This window comes from Prauserella flavalba (assembly GCF_003202235.1).
Lineage (GTDB): Bacteria > Actinomycetota > Actinomycetes > Mycobacteriales > Pseudonocardiaceae > Prauserella_A > Prauserella_A flavalba.
In genome coordinates this window covers 1,774,896-1,792,080 of sequence record NZ_MASU01000005.1, presented here as the reverse complement: position 1 = coordinate 1,792,080, position 17,185 = coordinate 1,774,896, and the positions used below count along the sequence as shown (strand labels likewise).

The window sequence follows — 17,185 nt, the reverse complement described above, 5'->3', positions numbered from 1 at the left end:
GTCGCCCCGAGCCCGGGAGCTCAGGGAGCGCATGGTGGTGTTCATGCGGGAACAGGTGCTCCCGGCCGAAGCCGGGTACCTCGCCCATCGCCGGGCCGCGGGACCGGGCGATCACGTCGTGCCGCCGATCGTCGAGGAGCTGAAGAAGCAGGCGAAGGCCGAGGGGCTGTGGAACCTGTTCCTGCCCGCCGAGTCGGGAATCACGCAGCTGGAGTACGCGCCGATCGCGGAGCTGTCCGGCTGGAGCCTGGACCTCGCGCCCGAGGCGATCAACGGCCAGGCTCCGGACACCGGCAACATGGAACTGCTGCACCTGCTCGGCAGCGAGCGGCAGAAGCAGGAGTGGCTCGCCCCGCTGCTGGCCGGGGAGATCCGTTCCGCGTTCGCCATGACCGAACCGGAGGTCGCCAGCAGCGACGCCACCAACATCGCCACCCGCATCGCGCGTGAGGGCGACGTGTACGTCATCAACGGCCGCAAGTGGTGGACCAGCGGCGCGATGGACCCGCGGTGCGCGTTCTTCATCGTGATGGGCAAGACAGACCCGTCGGCGCCGGCGCACCGCCAGCAGACGATGGTGCTCGTCCCGAGGGACACGCCGGGCGTGACCGTCGTGCGCGACTATCCCGTGTTCGGCCACCACGATCAGCACGGGCACGCCGAAGTGCGCTTCGACGACGTCCGGGTGCCCGTCGAGAACGTCATCGGCGAGGAGGGCGGCGGGTTCGCGGCCGCGCAGGCCCGGCTCGGACCCGGCCGCATCCACCACTGCATGCGCGCGCTCGGCGCCGCCGAACGCGCCCTGGCTCTCCTCGTCGAGCGGGCGAAGAACCGGGTCGCGTTCGGCGGGCCGCTGGCCGACCAGGGCGTCGTGCGGCAGCACATCGCCGAGTCACGGGTGGAGATCGAACAGGCGCGCATGCTGTGTCAGCGCGCCAGTCATGTGATCGACATCGCGGGCAACAAGGCCGCCCGGGATCTCGTGGCGATGGCCAAGATCGCCGTACCCCGCGCGGCGACCCGCGTGATCGACCGCGCGATCCAGGTCCACGGCGGAGCCGGCGTCACCGACGTGACCCCGCTGGCCGCCATGTACGGCTGGCACCGGGCGATGCGGCTGTTCGACGGGCCTGACGAGGTGCATCTGCGCTCTCTCGCCAAGGCCGAGCTCAGGCGGGAACCGGTGCTGCCCCCGGCCTGATCGCCGCCAGTGCACTGTGGACGAACTCCGGAACCGGACGGGCCGACTGTCACCCTGAGTGGACTGGGCGCCCGCCGCGCGCGTTCGTAGGGTCCGGCCAATGGCACTGTCGCCAACAGGAAGGGCACATCATGCGCGTGAACGAATCGCTGGTCATCGCGGCCGAACCGGCGGCCGTGTGGCGGATCGGCGGCGACACCGCCAACGTCGCGGACTGGGTGCCCGCGATCGAGAAGTCGCACCAGGTGGACGATCTGCGCTACGCGACGTTCGCCGGGGGCGGCGGTGAGGCGGTCGAGCGCATCGTCACGCACGACGACCGGGCGCGCAGCTACGTGTACGAGTACGTCTCGGGGCCACTCGCGCTGCGGGTCTACCGGTCCTCGTTCACCGTCCGGGACCACGCCGAGGGCGCCGAAGTGTTGTGGGACGCCGAGTTCGAAGCCAGCTCGGCCGAGGAGGAGCCCGCGCTCGCGGAGGCGATCCGGGACATCTACCGGTCCTCGTTGCGGGCACTGGCCGACCGCGTGCGGTCGTAACACGGGTGGTGGCGCCGAGCACGGGTGCTCGGCGCCACCACCGTCCCGTCAGGACGTTCCGGTGTTGCGCAGGGCGATGGCGAGCTCTGTCCGGTTGCGCATGCCGGTGATCGCCAGGATGCGGGTGACGTACTTCTTCACGCTGGCCGGGTGCAGGTGCAGCATCGCGCCGATCGTCGCGTTGGACAAGCCCTCGCCGACCAGGCGCGCGACCTCCGCCTGGCGGGGCGAGAGCTTGGCCAGCACCGTGTCCTGGTCCGCCGCGCTTTCGGGGAGGCCGCGGGCGATCTGCGCGAGCGGCCTCGCGAGCAGGCGCAGCGAGGAGATCTCCTGCACGCCGATCCGGTCGGGGTCGCGGTCGAACAACCCGACCAGTGCCTTGCGGCCGTGACACACGTCGAGATACATCGCGGTCGCGGACTCGATGCCGTGCCGTTGCAGGTAATTCGTGACGTACAGCCGGTTCTCCTGGGTGCCGCCGTTGATCTCGCCCAGCGTCGACACGCGGGTGTCGATCATCGAGCGCAAGGCACGCGGCGTGGAGAAGATGTCGTGCTGGAACCACATGTCCTGGTACTCCGGCAGCATGTGCCGGGTGATCCCGATGATCGTCGGGCTCGGGTCGGCGCACGCGAGCTGCGCGGTGCGCCCGACGAAGAACGTGGTGGACCGGACCCGGTAGACATCCGCGAGCGCCCCGGTCAGCGCCGTCTTGAACGCAGGCAGGTCGGTCACGCCGTCGACCTGCTCCAGCACGCGGAACGCGAGCTCGTAGCGGCGCAGGTCGCCACCTCGATCGTGCGCGAGAGTCGGCATCGTCGCCTCACCCGTTCGATGGTCCGAGAAACCTGGCAGCCCCCAGTATCACCGATGACGGCAGGTGCCCACCCGCTCACCGGCGAGCGGGCGCGGGACGGCGACCACCTTACGCACGGACCGGCGATCTGCCCAGTCACCCACGGGGGACATTTCCGGCGCACCGCACTGTCCCCCTTGGAGGACTCGTGCGGGCCGGACGGGGTTCCTAGCGTCGGTGACGCCCCTCACCGCCGAGGGGAACCCGAACGACTGCAGGAGCCTCAGACATGCTCAACGGCAAGTACGTGATCGACGCGGTGGTGCACTCCTACAACCTCGATCCGAGCAACCACGCCGTGCCCCGCAACGCCCAGGGCATCACGGACATGATCTTCGGCGTGGTCGCCGGTTCCGGGCCGGACTACGAGCTGCCGCGCGAGGACTACGTGCGCGACTGGGACGTCGACGAGACCGTGTCGACCCTGTTCCTGGAGAGCGACACCGACTTCGCGATCTACCACCCGGTGCCCATCGGCGCCTACCACGACGGGCTCGTGTCGGTGGAGAAGGCCGCCGAGGTGGTGGCCAAGTACCCGACCCGGTTCCTCAGCTATGCGACCGTCGACCCGATGGCCGGGCAGGCGGCGCTCGACGAGCTGGAGCGGCAGGCCGAGCTGCTCTCGCCGATCGGGCTGAAGCTCTACCCGTCGTCGTGGACCGCCGAGGGCAAGCACCGGCACTTCCGGATGGACGACGAGGAGATCGTCTACCCCGTCTACGAGAAGGCCAAGCAGCTGGGCATCTCGACCGTGGCCGTGCACAAGGCGGTGCCGCTCGGGCCGGTCCCGATGGACCCCTACCGCGTCGGCGACCTCGACGGCGCCGCCGCCGACCACCCCGACCTGAACTTCGAGATCGTCCACGGGGGTGTCGCCTTCGTCGAGGAGACCGCGTGGATGCTGGCCCGCTTCCCCAACGTCTTCGTCAACCTGGAGACGCTGAACATCATCTGCGCGAAGCGGCCCGACCAGTTCGCCGCGGCCGTGCTCGGGATGGCCGCCGCGGTCGGCGACCACGTCTACGACCGGCTGTGGTGGGGCACCGGGCACATGGCCTACCACGCGCGGCCCTGCCTGGAGGCGTTCGAGGCCTTCCAGTTCACGGAGGAGGACCTGGCTCGCGCGGGCCAGTTCGCGCCCGTCTCCCAGATCACCGACGAGCACAAGGCCAAGATCCTGGCCGGCAACTACGCGGCCGCCCTCGGACTCGACCTGGACAAGATCGCGGCGGGCACCGCCTCCGACGAGCTGGCCGCGCAGCGCGCCGAAGGGTTGCGGGCGCCGTGGTCGACCAGCCGCACGCCGATCCGGACGGGGGCCTGAACCGTGACCGTCACCGAGATCGCCGTGTCCGGCGAGATCGGCGAGCGGGTGCTGGCAGCGCTGCGTGAGGTCGTGGACCCGTGCAGCGTCGCCGCCGCGACGCCGATCGACATCGTGGAGATGGGACTGGTCGACCGCATCGAACCGGACGGCGACGACGGGGTCGCGATCCGGCTGTCACTCACCACGCCGTCGTGCATGATGCTCGGGCAGCTGCTCGACCAGATCGACCGGCACGTCAGCCCCGTGCTGGGACGCCGTCCCGAGGTGACCCTCGACGACGGGATGACCTGGACCCCGGAGCGGATGACCGGTGAAGCCCGCGCGATCCGCGACGCCCGCCGCCGGGTCCTGATGTCGCTGCTGCCGTCCCGCCGTGCCGATGACTGAGGCGGCGGGCGACGGGCTGGCCGGCACGGTCGCGGTGATCACCGGCGTGGGGCGCGAAGGGGGCATCGGCAGGGCCACCGCCCGTGCCCTGGCCGCCCGGGGCGCGCGCCTGGTGATCACCGACATCGGGAGGCCGCTGGACGGCGCGCCGGACTACCGGCTCTCGACCGCGACCGACCTGGACGAGGCTGCGGCCGAGCTGGCGGCGACCGGCGCCGAGGTGCTGGCCCTGCGGTGTGACGTGACGCGGGAGGACGAGGTCGACGGCCTGGTCGGGGCCGCTGTCGAGGAGTTCGGCGGGCTCGACGTCATGGTCGCCAACGCCGGGGTGTCGACGAGCAACGTGCCCCTCACCGAGCTGACGGCCCAGGCCTTCGACCAGACACTGGCGGTCAACCTGCGGGGCACCTTCCTGTGTTTCCGGGCCGCGCTGCGCCGCCTGGTCAAGCAGGGCCGAGGGGGACGGGTGATCGCGGTGTCCAGCCAGGCGGGCAAGACCGGCTGGCCCCTGCTCGGCGCCTACTGCGCGTCCAAGTTCGGCGTCAACGGCCTGGTCCAGGTGGCGGCCAAGGAGGCGGGCCCGCACGGGATCACCGTCAACGCGGTGTGCCCCGGAACGCTCGACAACCCGCTCAACGACCAGCCCGGTGGCCTGTGGGACGCCTACTCCCGCCTCCAGGGCGTCTCGAAGGAGGAGGTGCGGCAGGCGACGCTGGGTGCCATCCCGCTCGGCCGCTTCCAGACCCCGCAGGACGTGTCCGACCTGATCGTGTTCCTCGCGTCCGCACAGGGCGGATACGTCACCGGCCAGGCGATCAACACCACCGGCGGGCAGGAGATGCATTGACCCGCCTCCCCGACAGGAGTCCGATGTCCGTCTACGACGACAAACCCTGGCTGGCCCGGTACGACGCGGGCCGGCCCCGATCGGCCGAACCGGGGTTTCCCGACATCGTGAGCATGTTCCGGGCCACGGTGGCGCGCGATCCCGGCGGTGACGCCATCCGGTACTTCGGCCGGTCCATCACCTTCGCCGAGCTCGATGAGCTGGCCGATGCCTTCGCCGCCGGGCTCGCCGCCGACGGATTCCGGCCGGGCGAGCGGGTCGCGATCTACGTCCAGAACATCCCGCAGTTCGTCATCGCCCAGCTCGGCACGTGGAAGGCCGGCGGGATCGCGGTGTCGGTCAACCCGATGTACAAGGAGCGCGAGCTCGCCGAGCTGCTGCGGGATTCCGGTGCCACGGTGCTGGTGTGCCTCGAGTCGCTGCACCGCGACGTGGCGGCGGCCGTCCTGCCCGGTACGGCGGTGCGCCGGGTGCTCACCACGTCCGAACTGGACCTGCGGGCACGGGACGAGCCGGGCGTGTTCGCCGGCATCGAACGGATCGACTGCCCGGGCACCACCGATCTCGTCGCGTTCCTCGACCAGCACCGGGCGACGGCTCCGCCCACGGTGGAACTCCGCCCTGACGACGTCGCGCTGCTGACCTACACCTCCGGCACCACCGGGCCGCCCAAGGGCGCGATGACGACGCACCGCAACGTGGTGTTCAACGCCCGGACCTACCGGGACTGGATCGGTCTGGGTTCCGACGACGTCGTGCTCGGCATCGCGCCGCTGTTCCACATCACGGGACTGATCGGGCACATCGCCGTCGCGCTGCTGACCGGCGCGCCGCTGGTGTTGATGTACCGGCTCGATCCCGCGCTGACCCTCGACACCGCCGAGGCCGAGCGGGCCACGTTCACGGTCGGGTCGATCACGGTGTTCATCGCCCTGATGAACGCCCCGAACGCCGAGCAGGCGAAACTGGTGTCGCTCACGAAGATCTACTCCGGGGGCGCCCCCATCCCGCCCAGCACGCTGAAGGCGTTCCAAGACGCGTTCGGCCACTACATCCACAACATCTACGGCCTGACCGAGACCACCTCGCCCTCACACGCGGTGCCGCTGCACACCGAGGCGCCGGTGGACCCGGCCTCCGGCATGGTGTCCGTGGGCGTGCCGGTGTACGACACCGTGGTCCGCGTCGTCGGCGAGGACGGCGACGACCTGCCCGCCGGTGAGGTCGGCGAGCTCGTCACCGAGGGCCCGCAGGTGATCGCCGGCTACTGGAACAAACCGGACGAGACGACCAAGGCGCTTCCCGGCGGAGTCCTGCACACCGGGGACGTCGGCTACATGGACGAACAGGGCTGGTTCTACCTCGTCGACCGCAAGAAGGACCAGATCAACGCCGGTGGCTACAAGATCTGGCCGCGCGAGGTCGAGGACGTGCTCTACGAGCATCCGGCCGTCCGGGAGGCCGCCGTCGTGGGTGTTCCCGACGCCTACCGCGGGGAAACGGTCAAGGCCTTCGTCTCGTTGAAGGGCACGTGCACCGCGACGCCCGAGGAGATCATCGCGTTCACCAGGGAACGCATGGCCGCCTACAAGTACCCCCGGACCGTCGAGATCCTCGACGAGATCCCGAAGACCGTGAGCGGGAAGATCCTGCGACGGCGGCTGCGGGACCGGGACTGACCGGCGCCGGGTTCGGTCAGGTGAACGTGGTGAGGAAGGTGGTGCGCGCGTCGTTGCTGGTGTGTTCCGGCCACAGGGCTTGGAGGGGGACGTGGGCCGGTGGCTCCAGTCGCACGACGACGACGTCGTCGTGGGCCGACGGTCCCGGCTGGGCGGTGACGAAGGCGACGTGGCCGGTGCCGAGGACAGCGGTGATCGGCGGTGTGCCCTGGATGGGGTTGCGCCGGGCGCGCGGTTCGAAACCGGCTGTGCGGCAGAGGTCGAGGAGCAGGTCGGTGTAGCCGGAGCTGTCGGGCCGGCCCCACACGACGATGTCCTCGTCGGCGAGCTCGGCGAGGCGCACCGTGTCCCGCCCGGCGAGCCGGTGATCGGCGGCGACGGCGATGTGCAGGCGCTGCCGCAGCAGAGTCGCCCGGATCAGGCCGTGTGCGGGACTCATGGCGCGGCACAGGCCGAGGTCGAGATCGCCGTCGAGGAGCTGCCGGGTGAGTTCGGCCGGGTAACGCTGGTTGACCTCGGTGCTCAGATCCGGGTGCGTGGCGTGCGTCTGCCGCAGCAGTGCGGTGACCTCGTCACCGGTGACGGCCGGCGTGTGCCCGATCCGGAGTGTCTCCCGTTCGCCGCGGCCGATGCGGCGAGCCCGGTGCAGCGCGGAGCGGGTGATGCCATGCAGGACACGGGCGTCGTCGACCAGCGCCTGGCCGGCGGGGCGCACCGTCACTCCGGTCGTGTCGCGGTCCAGCAGTTCGACGCCGACCTCCCGCTCCAGCGCGCGGATCGACGTGGACAGAGCCTGCTGGGAGATGTGCAGCCTGGCGGCGGCGCGGGTGAAGCTGCCTTCCTCGGCGACCGCGACGAGATGATCGAGCTTGCGCAGGTCCAGGCCCACCCTGACTTCTCCCCGTTGACTCGACGACAAGTGAGCGCAAGGTTAACGCTCGGTGTGGTGGGCGGCCCCCCTCCGGCCGCCCACCACCCCCGTCAGCGGGTGGTGTACCCGCCGTTCGGGAACAGGGTCTGCCCAGTGAACCACCAGCCCTGGGTCGCCAGGAACATGATGACCGGAACGATGTCCTCGATCCTGGTGAGCTGGTTGCCCAATGCCTGCGACTGGTGGAACCGCACCCGTTCGGGCGTCTCCTGCGGGTAGAAGAACGGGGTGTCCATCGGCCCCGGGGCCACCGTGTTCACCGAGATGCCCCGGTCGGCGAACTCTTTCGCCGCGGCGCGGGTGAAGTGTTCCAACGGGGCCTTGCCACCGGCATAGGTGGAGTAGCCGTCGGTGAACGCCGCGAGCAGGGAGGTTCCCAGACTGATGATCTTGCCGTGATCGTTCAGCCGGCGGCCGGCCTCCTGGATGAAGAAGTACGCCGCCTTCGCGTTGATCGCGAACATGCGGTCGTACTCCTCCTCCGACGTCTCCAGGATCGGCTTGCGCAACACCATCCCGGTCGTGTTGACGGCGACATCGACCCCGCCGAAGGTGTCCACCGCGGTGTCGAACAGGGTGCGCACCTCGGCCACCCGGGTCAGGTCGCCCTGAACCGCCACGGCCTCCGAACCGGCGCCGCGTACCGCCTCCACCGTCTTCTCGGCATCCGGAGCGGAGGAGTCGCCGTGGTAATGCACGACGACCTTCGCGCCCGCCTCGCCCAGCCTGGCGGACAACAACCCACCGAGGTTCTTCGCGCCCCCACCGACGACAGCCACCTTGCCCCGCAGGCTCTGTTCAGACATAGCTCCTCAGCAACCCTCTCGTCCTCGTTTCCGGGCCACGGCACAGGTGGCCGCGCATCGCCGAAGCTACGAACGCGAGGACCGGGCGGGGAAACAGAAAGTGCGGGTAGACCGACAACTGCGGCGGATACCCGCTGGCCGGCGCCGGTGCATCGCGCCGCGCCGCCCCTGGCGGTTCACCCGAACGAGGTAGGGGCGCGGGTCGCGCGAGAAGTTCCACTGTGGACCTCTCGCTCGATGCCGCGCGGAGCGGAGCCGGGCCCGCGGCGGTCGGGACGGCCGTCACCGGCATGTCCTCGGCTCGCGCGGGCGGCAACGCCGTACTCGCCGACGACGTGGCCAGGATCCTGGCCCGCCAGGTCGTTCGCCACGTGGGCGGAGGACCACCGAGACGCCTTCACCCAGGACTGATGTTCGGGGTGTCATCCGGACAGGAGTTCGCGGACCGTCTCGACGATCGTCTCCGGCTGTTCGTACGGCACCTGATGGCTCGCGTGCTCGGCCACCAGAACCCGTCCTCGCGCGGAGGGTCCGGCCAGGGCCTCGTGATCGGCGGTCAGGTGGTCGAGCTGCGCGCGGGGCATCCGAGGCCGCTTGCCCGCGGTGATGACGCGGATCGGCACGGGCGGCAGCCCGTACTCCTCGCGCGTGCTCTTGGCCTCGGCCATCGCGTCCTGCATCCCGCCCAGCGTCACGGCCAGTTCGCGCCGCGCACGTGCGTTCCGGCCGCCGAGTGCAGCCCGTGCACGCAGCAACCGCGCCGCGACGTCGAACGAGAGTCTCCGTACCAGTGCGGAGCCCGGCGGTGTCCCGGCTGCTGTCGGGTCGACGAAGATCAGCCCCGCCACGTCGCCGGGATGCCGGGCCGCGTACACCTGGGTGACGAGCCCGCCGTACGACCAGCCCACGAACACCGCGGGCAGGCGGAGTTCCAGACCGCGAAGCATCCGGCGTAGGACGTCTGCTTGCTCCGCGACGGACCGCGCCTGCGTGCCGCCGGACCGGCCTACCCCGGCCCTGTCGTAGGTCACCACGGTGGCGAACTCGGCGAGCCGTTCCGGCACCGGTCCCCACGTGTCCAGCCCCTGACCCGCTCCGCCACCGTCCAGCACCACCGCTGGCCCGGAGCCCAGGACCTGCGCGCAGATCTCATACCCACCAACGTCGACCAGCTTCCCGATCACCATGATGTCAACATAGGTTGACGCCGGGTCGATTGTCAACGTATGTTGACATCGGCTCGGGGACGCGGTGGCCCGGGCGCCGGTGCTGCTTTTCGTCGGCGAGCCGGCCCGGACAGCTCGATCGGGTGGCCGAAACCTGACCGGGGAGCCGGGCACCCGTGGTCGACTTCTTCGCCGGTCTGCTGGCCGGCCAGTCCTGGCCGCACGACGCTCCGTCCACAGCAGACCCTGGCCGGAACGCCGGGCCCCTGCGGCCGTCAGCGGTGTGGGCCTCGGGGTGAGTTGATGCCCAGCAGTACCGCGCCGGTGATGGTCAGGGCGGTCAGGACGAGCAGCGTGAGACCGATCTCGATCAGGAAGTCAACGAGCATGATCGACTCCGGATTGTGTGGGTTGTTGGTGGCGGCGGTGGGCACGGAGACTGGTGACGGTGACGACCGCGAGGATGCCGACGATCGTGGCCAGCGAGATCGGCGTGGGGATCTCGGGCACCTGCGGCCAGATGCCGTGGGCCCAGTGCAGAACCAGCTTGACGCCGATGAACGCCAGGATCAGCGCCAGGCCGTGGTTGAGGTGAGCCAGCTTCGCGAGCACGGTGTGGAGCACGAAGTACAGGGCACGCAGGCCGAGCAGGGCGAAGGCGTTGGTGATGAACACCAGGTACGGGTCCTCGGTGATGCCGTAGACGGCAGGTACCGAGTCGACGGCGAACACCACGTCGGTGGCGAACACCGCGACCACCACCACGGTCAGCGGGGTGAGGGCCCGTTTGCCGTGCTCGCGCACGGTGAGGCGGGTGCCCCGGTAGTCGTCGGTGACCGGCATGAGCTTGCGCAGCAGGCGGACCGAGCGCAGGTTCGAGGCGTCGTCGCCGCCGAGCTCCCGCCCGGTGACCGCCTGGTGGAGGATCTTGATCGCCGAGGCGAAGAGGACCGCCCCGAAGACGAGGAACGCCCACGTTCCGGCTTGCAGCAACGCCGCCCCGGCGGCGATGAAGATGCCGCGCAGGACGAGCGCGCCGACGATGCCGTAGAGCAGAACCCGTTGCTGTACCTCAGCCGGTACGGCGAAGGCCGCGAGCAGCAGCATGAAGACGAACAGGTTGTCCACCGACAGGGACTTCTCCACGACGAAGCCGGTGACGAACTCCATCGCCTGGTCACCGCTGAACGCCAGCCACAGCCAGGCGCCGAACAGCACGGGCAGTGCGAGGTAGAACACCGACCAGCCGACGGCCTCGCGCATCGACACCTCGTGCGGCCGGCGGGTCACCGCGAAGTCGGTGACCAGCAGCACGAGCAGGATCCCGATGCTGAGACCCCACAGCCACGGCGAGCCGATGGTCTCCATCGGCTGGGATTGGGCAAGGGATGCGGACACGAAGCCTCCTCGAACACGTGACGTTCGAGGTCTCCTTCACCCGTACCGGGCGACCCGCCGGGGACACCGTCGTGATGTCCGTACTGACCGGCCGGATCTTTCGGGAAGTACTCCCCTCTGGCCCCCACTATCGGACAAATCGGGCAAGCTGTAAAGCGACGGCACCCACCCGTGGTACGTGAAGCCGCCGACGCCCGCGCGGTGTCCAGGGAATTCCTCCAGCGCACGCCCCGGAGCGGCGTGTCCTACCGCGCGGGCACGGCGGTGACCGTGGGACCGGTGGAGCGCCGGTGCCCTGCCGGGGTGCTCAGCGCACCGCGTCGCGCCACGCTGCCGGTGCGGGGCTCGTCAGCGCCCCGACGTCCAGGTCCTCCTCGCCCGGGACCCGGATCCGCAGGAAGCGCATGGGTTCGGCCCCGGCCGGGACGGTGGCGTCGAAGCCGAGCCTCGCGCCGACCCCGTTCACGGTTGACGGGTCCAGTTTGGACCCTTGGGTGCCCTGCACGACGACGAGGTCGCGATCGGCCTGGAACCGTGTCGCCACGGCCCATTCGACCTCCGTGGGGTCGGTGACGTCGACGTCGGAGTCCACCACGGTCACGTGTTTGACGTCGTAGTGCACGGCGAGCGCGGCGAGCAGGACGTTCTTCGCCTCGCCCGGTGCGGGATCGTCGACCTGCACGTACAGGTGGTACCGGCAGGTGCCGCCGAGGGAGAGGTGCACGCCGGTGACGCACGGGAAGTTGCGGCGCAGCTCGGAGAGGAACGAGCCTTCCCTCGGAATGCAGCCGAGCAGCAGGTGTTCCCTGCCGCCGCCGACGATGGTGTGGAAGAGCGGGTCCCGCCGGTGGGTGACGGTGCTCAGCGCGATCACGTGCCGGTCGGCGCGCTGCCCGTAGTACTGCGGGAACTCGCCGAACGGGCCTTCCGGCTCGCGGACGTCGGCCAGCAGCTTGCCCTCCAGCACGATCTCGGCGTCGGCAGGAACCATGATGTCGCTGTCGAGGCAGCGCACCACGGGCAGCGGTTCGCCGCGCAGCGCGCCGGAGATCTCCAGCTCGTCCTGCCCGAGCGGCACCGCGGCCTGCGAGGCCATGAGGGTGAGCGGGTCGGCGCCGATCACGATCGCCACGTCGAGGTCCTCGCCGAGGCGTTCGCGGTGACGGAAGAACGCGAGGGTGTGCCGGGGCAGCAGCAGTGCGCCGAGCCGGTCGGGTCCGCTGACCTGGAGCCGGTGGATCGATACGTTCTGCGTACCGGTCTCCCGGTCACGGGTGATCAGCAGTCCCGCCGTGAGGTAGGCGCCGTGGTCGTGCTCGTTGTGCGTGGGCAGGGGCAGCAGCCTGCCGAGGTCGACGTCGGTGTGCACGACCTCCTGGCACGCGCCGTCGGTGACCGGCGCCGACGGCACCGGCTCCCGGCACGCCTGCTGGAATCGAGCCACGAGGTCGGGCTCGGCGACCCCGGCGGCCTCGGCCATCCAGGCGCGCTGGGACAGCAGTCCCGAGACCACCGGCACCGGATGCCCGCCCGGCTTCGGGAACAGGGTGGCCTGGGTGCCGTCGAGCCGGTTCGCGACACCGGCGACGCCGAAGCGGAGATCGACTCCGCGCTCGGCGAGCGCGAGCCGTCCGGTCTCCTGCAACCTGTCGAGCCATGTGCGCAACCGCGCACCAGGTGGAAGTGTCATGCTGTCCTCTCAGCCGAAGTTCCAGGCGGTGGGGTGACGGATGTCGAGCTCGCGCAGCCCTTTCGGGCCCGCGACGCCGGACTGGCCCAATGCGGTGCGGAGCTCCTCGGTGAGCAACGCGGCGACGTGATCGGCGCCGGTCCTGCCCGCCGCGGCGAGCCCGAGCAGGAAGGCCCGCCCGCAGAACACCGCGTCGGCGCCGAGCGCGAGCGCCCTCGCCGCGTCGAGACCGGAACGGATCCCGCTGTCGAAGAGCACCGTCGCGGCCGAGCCGACCGCGCGGGTGACGGCGGGCAGCACGTCGATCGCGGCGGGCGCGGCGTCGGACTGCCTGCCGCCGTGGTTGGACACGAGCACGCCGTCGGCACCGGCCTCGACCGCGCGCTCGGCGTCGCCGGGATGCAGCAGGCCCTTGACCACCAGTGCCCGTGGCCACGCCTGGCGCAGCTCGGCGATCTCTGCCCAGGTGAACCCTCCGCGCAACCCGCCCTGCACGAAGCCGGCGATCTCGTCGAGTGTGGGTGAGGCGCCCACGTAGCGGCCCATGTTGGCGAACACGGGAACGCGGCTGCGCAGCGCGGCGAGCGACCAGCTGGGCGCGCTCGCCACCTGCAGCGCCGTCGAGAACGATGGGCGGAACGGCACGACGAGGCCGTGCCGCAGGTCCCTCGGCCGCTTGGACCGCACGGGCGCGTCGACGGCGACGACGAGCGCCTCGGCTCCCGCGTCGGCGGCGCGGCGCACCAGGTCGAAGGTCACGCGGTGACTCTCGGCGGGCAGCCCGTAGAGCTGGAACCAGGTGCGGCCTGGGGCGCGGGCGGCGACCTCCTCGATGGACGCGGACGCGAGCGTGCCGGTGATGTAGGGGATGTTCGCGTGCGCCGCGGTGGCCGCGAGATGCCGGGTCGCGTCCGGCCAGGCGAGCCCGTCGAGCCCGGCGGGGGCGATGCCGATCGGGCTCGCGTAGGTCTGGCCGAACAGGGTCGTCTCGGTGCCGACGGCGGGCAGCTCGCCGTAGCGAGGGACGATCTCGATCCCGTCGAGCGCGGTCCGGTTGCGCCGCACGCCGAGGTCGTCGCCGGTGCCTCCCGCCACGAAGTCGTAGGCGAACCGGGGCAGCCGCCTGCGGGCCGCGCGTTCGACGTCGGTGAGCGAGGGCAGCCGCCGCTTCAGCGCGGCCTCCCTGCCCACGCCGCTGCCGGGCCCCCAGGCCGCGCCGCGCCGCCGCCGCAGCCGGACGGTCAGTGCTCGGGGAGTCTCGTTGCTCATGCCGTCCTCTCGCGTAGCTCGTCGAGGGTGTTCCAGACCGAGATCCGCCCGGGGTCGGTGACGATCTCCACGACGGCCGGGCGGTCCGCGGCCAGCGCGGCCTCCAGTGCGGCAGGGAACTCCGCGTCGGCGGCGACCCTGGTGCCGAAGGCACCGAACGCGCGCGCCAGCTCGACCAGGTCAGGGTTGCCGAGCTCGGAGCCGATGACGCGGCCGGGATACCGGCGTTCCTGGTGCATCCTGATCGAGCCGTACATGTTGTTGTTGAACACGAGCGACACGAGCGGCAGGCGCAGCCGGACCGCGGTCTCCAGCTCCTGGACCGTCATGAGGAAGCCGCCGTCGCCGGACACCGACACGACCGTGCGGTCCGGGGCGGCGAGCTTCGCCCCGATCGCCGCGGGCAACGCGTAACCCATCGCCCCGGAGGCCGCGCCCACGTAGGTGCGGGCCAGCGGGAACCGGAAGAACGTGTGCAGCCAGCCCGCGAAGTTGCCCGCGTCGTTGGTCACCACCGCATCGGGCGGCAGGCCCGCGCGCAGCGCACGGACGATCTGCCGGTTGTCGACGTGCTCGCGGTTCTCGGCGGGGTCCACTGTGGTCACCCGCCGGTACACCCGCTGACGTTCGTCCGCCCAGTCGGGATCGCGGCGCTCACCCGGCTTTCCCAGCGCCCGCATCGTGGCGAGCGCGTCCGCGTGCACGGCGAGCTCGACCGGGTAGGCCTTGCCGAGCTGGCCCGGTTCGACGTCGACCTGCACGATGCGCTGGCCCGCGGCGGGGGCGGTGTAGCCCTGCGTGGTGATCTCGCCGAGCCGCGTGCCGAGCGCGACGACGAGGTCGGCCTCGCGCACCGTCGCGACCAGGTCGGGATGGGTGCCCATCTGCAGGTGCCCGGCGTAACGCGGGTGCTCGTTGGGGAACACGTCGTGGCGCCGCCACGCCGCGAGCACCGGGACCTCCCACGCCTCGGCGAACGCGACGAGGTCGTCCTCGGCCCCGCTGAGCTTCACCCCCGCCCCGGCGATCACCACCGGGCGTGCGGCGCCGAGCAGCAGCTTCCGCACCGCGGTGACGTCCTCGGGCGACGGCGCGGGGCGCGTGCCCGCGCGGGGGAGCGCGGGCACCGCGGCGGTCTCGTGGTCGAGAACGTCCTCCGGCAGCGACAGCACCACGGGCCCCGGCCGGCCGGTGCGGGAGAGGGTCAGCGCGCGCGCCACCGCGGGCGGGACCCGGTGCGGATCCGACTCCTCGACGGCGTGTTTCGCGACCGGGCCGAGGAACGCGGGCAGATCGGTCTCCTGGAAACCTTCCCTGCCCCGGTGGCGGGAATGGAGCTGACCCACGAGCACGAGCATCGCGGTGGAGTTCTCGCGCGCGGTGTGCACGCCGATCGACAGGTTCGCCGCGCCAACGGCCCTGCCGCCGAGCACCACGCCGATGCCGCCGCTCGCGGCTGCGTGCGCCTCGGCCATGAACGCGGCGCCGCCCTCGTGCCGGGCGGGAACGAACGTGATCTCGCCGTCGGCGTAGAGCGCGTCCAGCAGGGTCGTGAAGCTTTCGGACGGCACACCGAAGACGTAGCGCACGCCGTGGGCCTTGAGACTGGCGACGAGTTGCGTCGCGACGGTCGCGGTCATCGGGCCACCGGTTCCGTCGACGTGGTTTCGGCGGGTGCGTCGGCGCCCCGGCGGCGGAACAGCTGGCTCAGCGTCATTACCACGATGGGCACCGCGACCGCCACGTAGGCCTCGTCGACGCCGAACGGGCTGCCGGCGAGGAACCAGCCGATGGTCGCCACGAGCGCGATCACGATCGTCCACAGTGCACCACCGCGGGTGCCGTACCGCGGAGCGTAGAACATGAGCAGCACCAGCACGGCGAGGGTGGCGCGCAGTGCCTTGGCGAGGAACGTCACCGCGAGCACGTCGGAGGCGTAGAGCGCGAGCACGATCGGCAGCAGCCCGGCCACGCCCGCCGCGACGCGGATGAACACCAGGTTCCTGCGCTCGTCGGACGTCTTGTTGAAGTACGGCTGGTAGAAATCCTTGAACAGCAGCGTCGAGGCGCCGATGGTGAGCGCCGCGATCGTGCCGAACATCGCACCCGCGAGCCCGGCCACCACGACCCCGGCGAGCAGCGGGTCGAGTTCCACGACCAGCGCGGGCATGGCCTGAATGCTCGCGATACCGGGGAAGAGCGCCGCCGCGCACACACCGACGAGCGCGGCGAGGATGCCGTACGGGATGAGCACGACCGCCGAGTAGAAGCCCGCACGCTGCGCCTTGGTGCTGTCGCCGACCGTGGTGATGGCCTGCACGACGTACTGCGTCGCGAACGTCGCACCGACTCCGGCGATCATCCAGGCCAGGATCTGCGAGACGCCGACGCCGTCGAGCGAGAACATGTCCGGCGGCAGTGAGGCCGTGAGCTGGTCCATGCCGCCGACGCGGGTCACCCCGACCACGGCCAGTACGACGATACCGACGAGCTTCACCAGCGCGTGCAGGAAGTTCGTGTACACCACCGAGCGCATGCCGCCGACGCTGACGTAGGCCGTCGCGAGGATGCCGACCAGGACGATCGCGAGCGAGCGATCGATGCCCAGCAGGCTCGACAGGATGGCGCCGCCACTGGCGTAGACCGAGACCGCGACGATGAGCAGCGCGCACACCATCACGAGCGAGGTCGCGATGCGGACGGGCTGGCCGTAGGTTCGCGCGAGCGCACCGGAGATCGTGTTCTCGCCCAGGTCGCGGTACTTGCGCGCGAGCAGCAGTGAGAACAGCACGAAGCCGACGCCGAGCGAGACGACGTTCCACGCCGCCGAGATGCCGGACTCGTACGCGGCCTGCGCCGTGCCGATGCTGGCGGTGGTGCCGATGAACTCCGAGGCCAGCAGGAAGCCGATGAGGACGGCGGGGAACACCTTTCCGCCGCTGGCGAACGAGCCAGAGGTCCGTGACGACCGGCCCGCCAGGAAGCTGATGGCGGCCAGTATCGCGATGTAGCCGCCGACGATGAGTAGTACGAGCCACGCTGACTGCATGGATTCCTCCGGTGTCGCGTCGTTGCAACGAATGGGGACC

General features: G+C 70.9%; 15 protein-coding genes. 6 read left to right on the top strand and 9 right to left on the bottom strand.

Annotated features, from left to right (window positions below; genetic code table 11):
* The first annotated feature begins 31 nt into the window (after positions 1-31).
* A complete protein-coding gene (locus BA062_RS15865) occupies positions 32-1,201 on the top strand; it encodes an acyl-CoA dehydrogenase family protein (protein WP_210406899.1) in 1,170 nt (389 codons plus the stop codon).
* A 131-nt stretch (positions 1,202-1,332) separates the two neighbouring features.
* Positions 1,333-1,740: an SRPBCC family protein gene (locus tag BA062_RS15860; protein WP_110336988.1), complete on the top strand. Its 408-nt coding sequence runs from the start codon at positions 1,333-1,335 to the stop codon at positions 1,738-1,740.
* 48 nt (positions 1,741-1,788) lie between these two features.
* Here the strand turns inward: BA062_RS15860 and BA062_RS15855 are convergent, their stop codons facing one another.
* Positions 1,789-2,556, bottom strand: a complete 768-nt coding sequence (locus tag BA062_RS15855) for a helix-turn-helix transcriptional regulator (RefSeq protein WP_110336986.1) — start codon at positions 2,554-2,556, stop codon at positions 1,789-1,791.
* Between the two features lie 269 nt (positions 2,557-2,825).
* On the opposite strand from BA062_RS15855, the gene BA062_RS15850 reads away from it, so the two are divergent.
* The 4 genes from BA062_RS15850 to BA062_RS15835 are packed head-to-tail and all read left to right on the top strand — an operon-like array spanning position 2,826 to position 6,836.
* Entirely contained in the window at positions 2,826-3,920 is a 1,095-nt protein-coding gene (locus BA062_RS15850; RefSeq protein WP_110336984.1) for an amidohydrolase family protein, read from the top strand.
* A 3-nt stretch (positions 3,921-3,923) separates the two neighbouring features.
* A complete protein-coding gene (locus BA062_RS15845) occupies positions 3,924-4,310 on the top strand; it encodes a metal-sulfur cluster assembly factor (RefSeq protein WP_110336982.1) in 387 nt (128 codons plus the stop codon).
* Positions 4,303-5,157, top strand: coding sequence for an SDR family NAD(P)-dependent oxidoreductase (locus BA062_RS15840; protein WP_110336980.1), 855 nt, complete (start codon positions 4,303-4,305; stop codon positions 5,155-5,157). Before BA062_RS15845 ends, BA062_RS15840 begins: the two co-directional genes overlap by 8 nt.
* A 23-nt stretch (positions 5,158-5,180) precedes the next feature.
* Positions 5,181-6,836 (top strand): class I adenylate-forming enzyme family protein, encoded by a 1,656-nt coding sequence (locus BA062_RS15835; RefSeq protein WP_110336978.1) that lies wholly within the window; start codon positions 5,181-5,183, stop codon positions 6,834-6,836.
* Positions 6,837-6,852: 16 nt separating this feature from the next.
* On the opposite strand, the gene BA062_RS15830 is transcribed toward BA062_RS15835, so the two are convergent.
* The 8 genes from BA062_RS15830 to BA062_RS15795 all read right to left on the bottom strand — a co-directional run bounded on the left by BA062_RS15830 (position 6,853) and on the right by BA062_RS15795 (position 17,145).
* Positions 6,853-7,725, bottom strand: coding sequence for a LysR family transcriptional regulator (locus BA062_RS15830; protein WP_110336976.1), 873 nt, complete (start codon positions 7,723-7,725; stop codon positions 6,853-6,855).
* 92 nt (positions 7,726-7,817) lie between these two features.
* The gene (locus BA062_RS15825; protein WP_110336974.1) at positions 7,818-8,573 is read right to left on the bottom strand and encodes an SDR family oxidoreductase; all 756 of its coding nucleotides are present in this window, start codon (positions 8,571-8,573) and stop codon (positions 7,818-7,820) included.
* 422 nt (positions 8,574-8,995) lie between these two features.
* Positions 8,996-9,760 (bottom strand): alpha/beta fold hydrolase, encoded by a 765-nt coding sequence (locus BA062_RS15820; RefSeq protein ID WP_110336972.1) that lies wholly within the window; start codon positions 9,758-9,760, stop codon positions 8,996-8,998.
* 357 nt (positions 9,761-10,117) lie between these two features.
* Positions 10,118-11,107 carry a TerC/Alx family metal homeostasis membrane protein gene (locus BA062_RS15815; RefSeq protein ID WP_110336970.1) on the bottom strand — a complete coding sequence of 330 codons (990 nt, stop codon included), beginning with the start codon at positions 11,105-11,107 and terminating at the stop codon, positions 10,118-10,120.
* Between the two features lie 337 nt (positions 11,108-11,444).
* Positions 11,445-12,827: a UbiD family decarboxylase gene (locus BA062_RS15810; protein WP_110336968.1), complete on the bottom strand. Its 1,383-nt coding sequence runs from the start codon at positions 12,825-12,827 to the stop codon at positions 11,445-11,447.
* 9 nt (positions 12,828-12,836) lie between these two features.
* The gene (locus tag BA062_RS15805; RefSeq protein WP_110336966.1) at positions 12,837-14,096 is read right to left on the bottom strand and encodes an alpha-hydroxy acid oxidase; all 1,260 of its coding nucleotides are present in this window, start codon (positions 14,094-14,096) and stop codon (positions 12,837-12,839) included.
* A complete protein-coding gene (locus BA062_RS15800; RefSeq protein WP_110336964.1) occupies positions 14,093-15,736 on the bottom strand; it encodes a thiamine pyrophosphate-dependent enzyme in 1,644 nt (547 codons plus the stop codon). The genes BA062_RS15805 and BA062_RS15800 overlap by 4 nt, the downstream gene beginning before the upstream one ends.
* Positions 15,733-17,145 (bottom strand): sodium:solute symporter family protein, encoded by a 1,413-nt coding sequence (locus tag BA062_RS15795; protein ID WP_110336962.1) that lies wholly within the window; start codon positions 17,143-17,145, stop codon positions 15,733-15,735. The genes BA062_RS15800 and BA062_RS15795 overlap by 4 nt, the downstream gene beginning before the upstream one ends.
* Positions 17,146-17,185: the final 40 nt, after the last annotated feature.

Excerpts from the sequence above, each read along its gene's own strand:
- BA062_RS15865 (WP_210406899.1), top strand. The coding sequence starts at position 32 with ATGGTGGTGTTCATGCGGGAACAGGTGCTCCCGGCCGAAGCCGGGTAC.
- BA062_RS15860 (WP_110336988.1), top strand. The coding sequence starts at position 1,333 with ATGCGCGTGAACGAATCGCTGGTCATCGCGGCCGAACCGGCGGCCGTG.
- BA062_RS15855 (WP_110336986.1), bottom strand. The coding sequence starts at position 2,556 with ATGCCGACTCTCGCGCACGATCGAGGTGGCGACCTGCGCCGCTACGAG.
- BA062_RS15850 (WP_110336984.1), top strand. The coding sequence starts at position 2,826 with ATGCTCAACGGCAAGTACGTGATCGACGCGGTGGTGCACTCCTACAAC.
- BA062_RS15840 (WP_110336980.1), top strand. The coding sequence starts at position 4,303 with ATGACTGAGGCGGCGGGCGACGGGCTGGCCGGCACGGTCGCGGTGATC.
- BA062_RS15835 (WP_110336978.1), top strand. The coding sequence starts at position 5,181 with ATGTCCGTCTACGACGACAAACCCTGGCTGGCCCGGTACGACGCGGGC.
- BA062_RS15825 (WP_110336974.1), bottom strand. The coding sequence starts at position 8,573 with ATGTCTGAACAGAGCCTGCGGGGCAAGGTGGCTGTCGTCGGTGGGGGC.
- BA062_RS15820 (WP_110336972.1), bottom strand. The coding sequence starts at position 9,760 with ATGGTGATCGGGAAGCTGGTCGACGTTGGTGGGTATGAGATCTGCGCG.
- BA062_RS15815 (WP_110336970.1), bottom strand. The coding sequence starts at position 11,107 with ATGGAGACCATCGGCTCGCCGTGGCTGTGGGGTCTCAGCATCGGGATC.
- BA062_RS15810 (WP_110336968.1), bottom strand. The coding sequence starts at position 12,827 with ATGACACTTCCACCTGGTGCGCGGTTGCGCACATGGCTCGACAGGTTG.
- BA062_RS15805 (WP_110336966.1), bottom strand. The coding sequence starts at position 14,096 with ATGAGCAACGAGACTCCCCGAGCACTGACCGTCCGGCTGCGGCGGCGG.
- BA062_RS15800 (WP_110336964.1), bottom strand. The coding sequence starts at position 15,736 with ATGACCGCGACCGTCGCGACGCAACTCGTCGCCAGTCTCAAGGCCCAC.
- BA062_RS15795 (WP_110336962.1), bottom strand. The coding sequence starts at position 17,145 with ATGCAGTCAGCGTGGCTCGTACTACTCATCGTCGGCGGCTACATCGCG.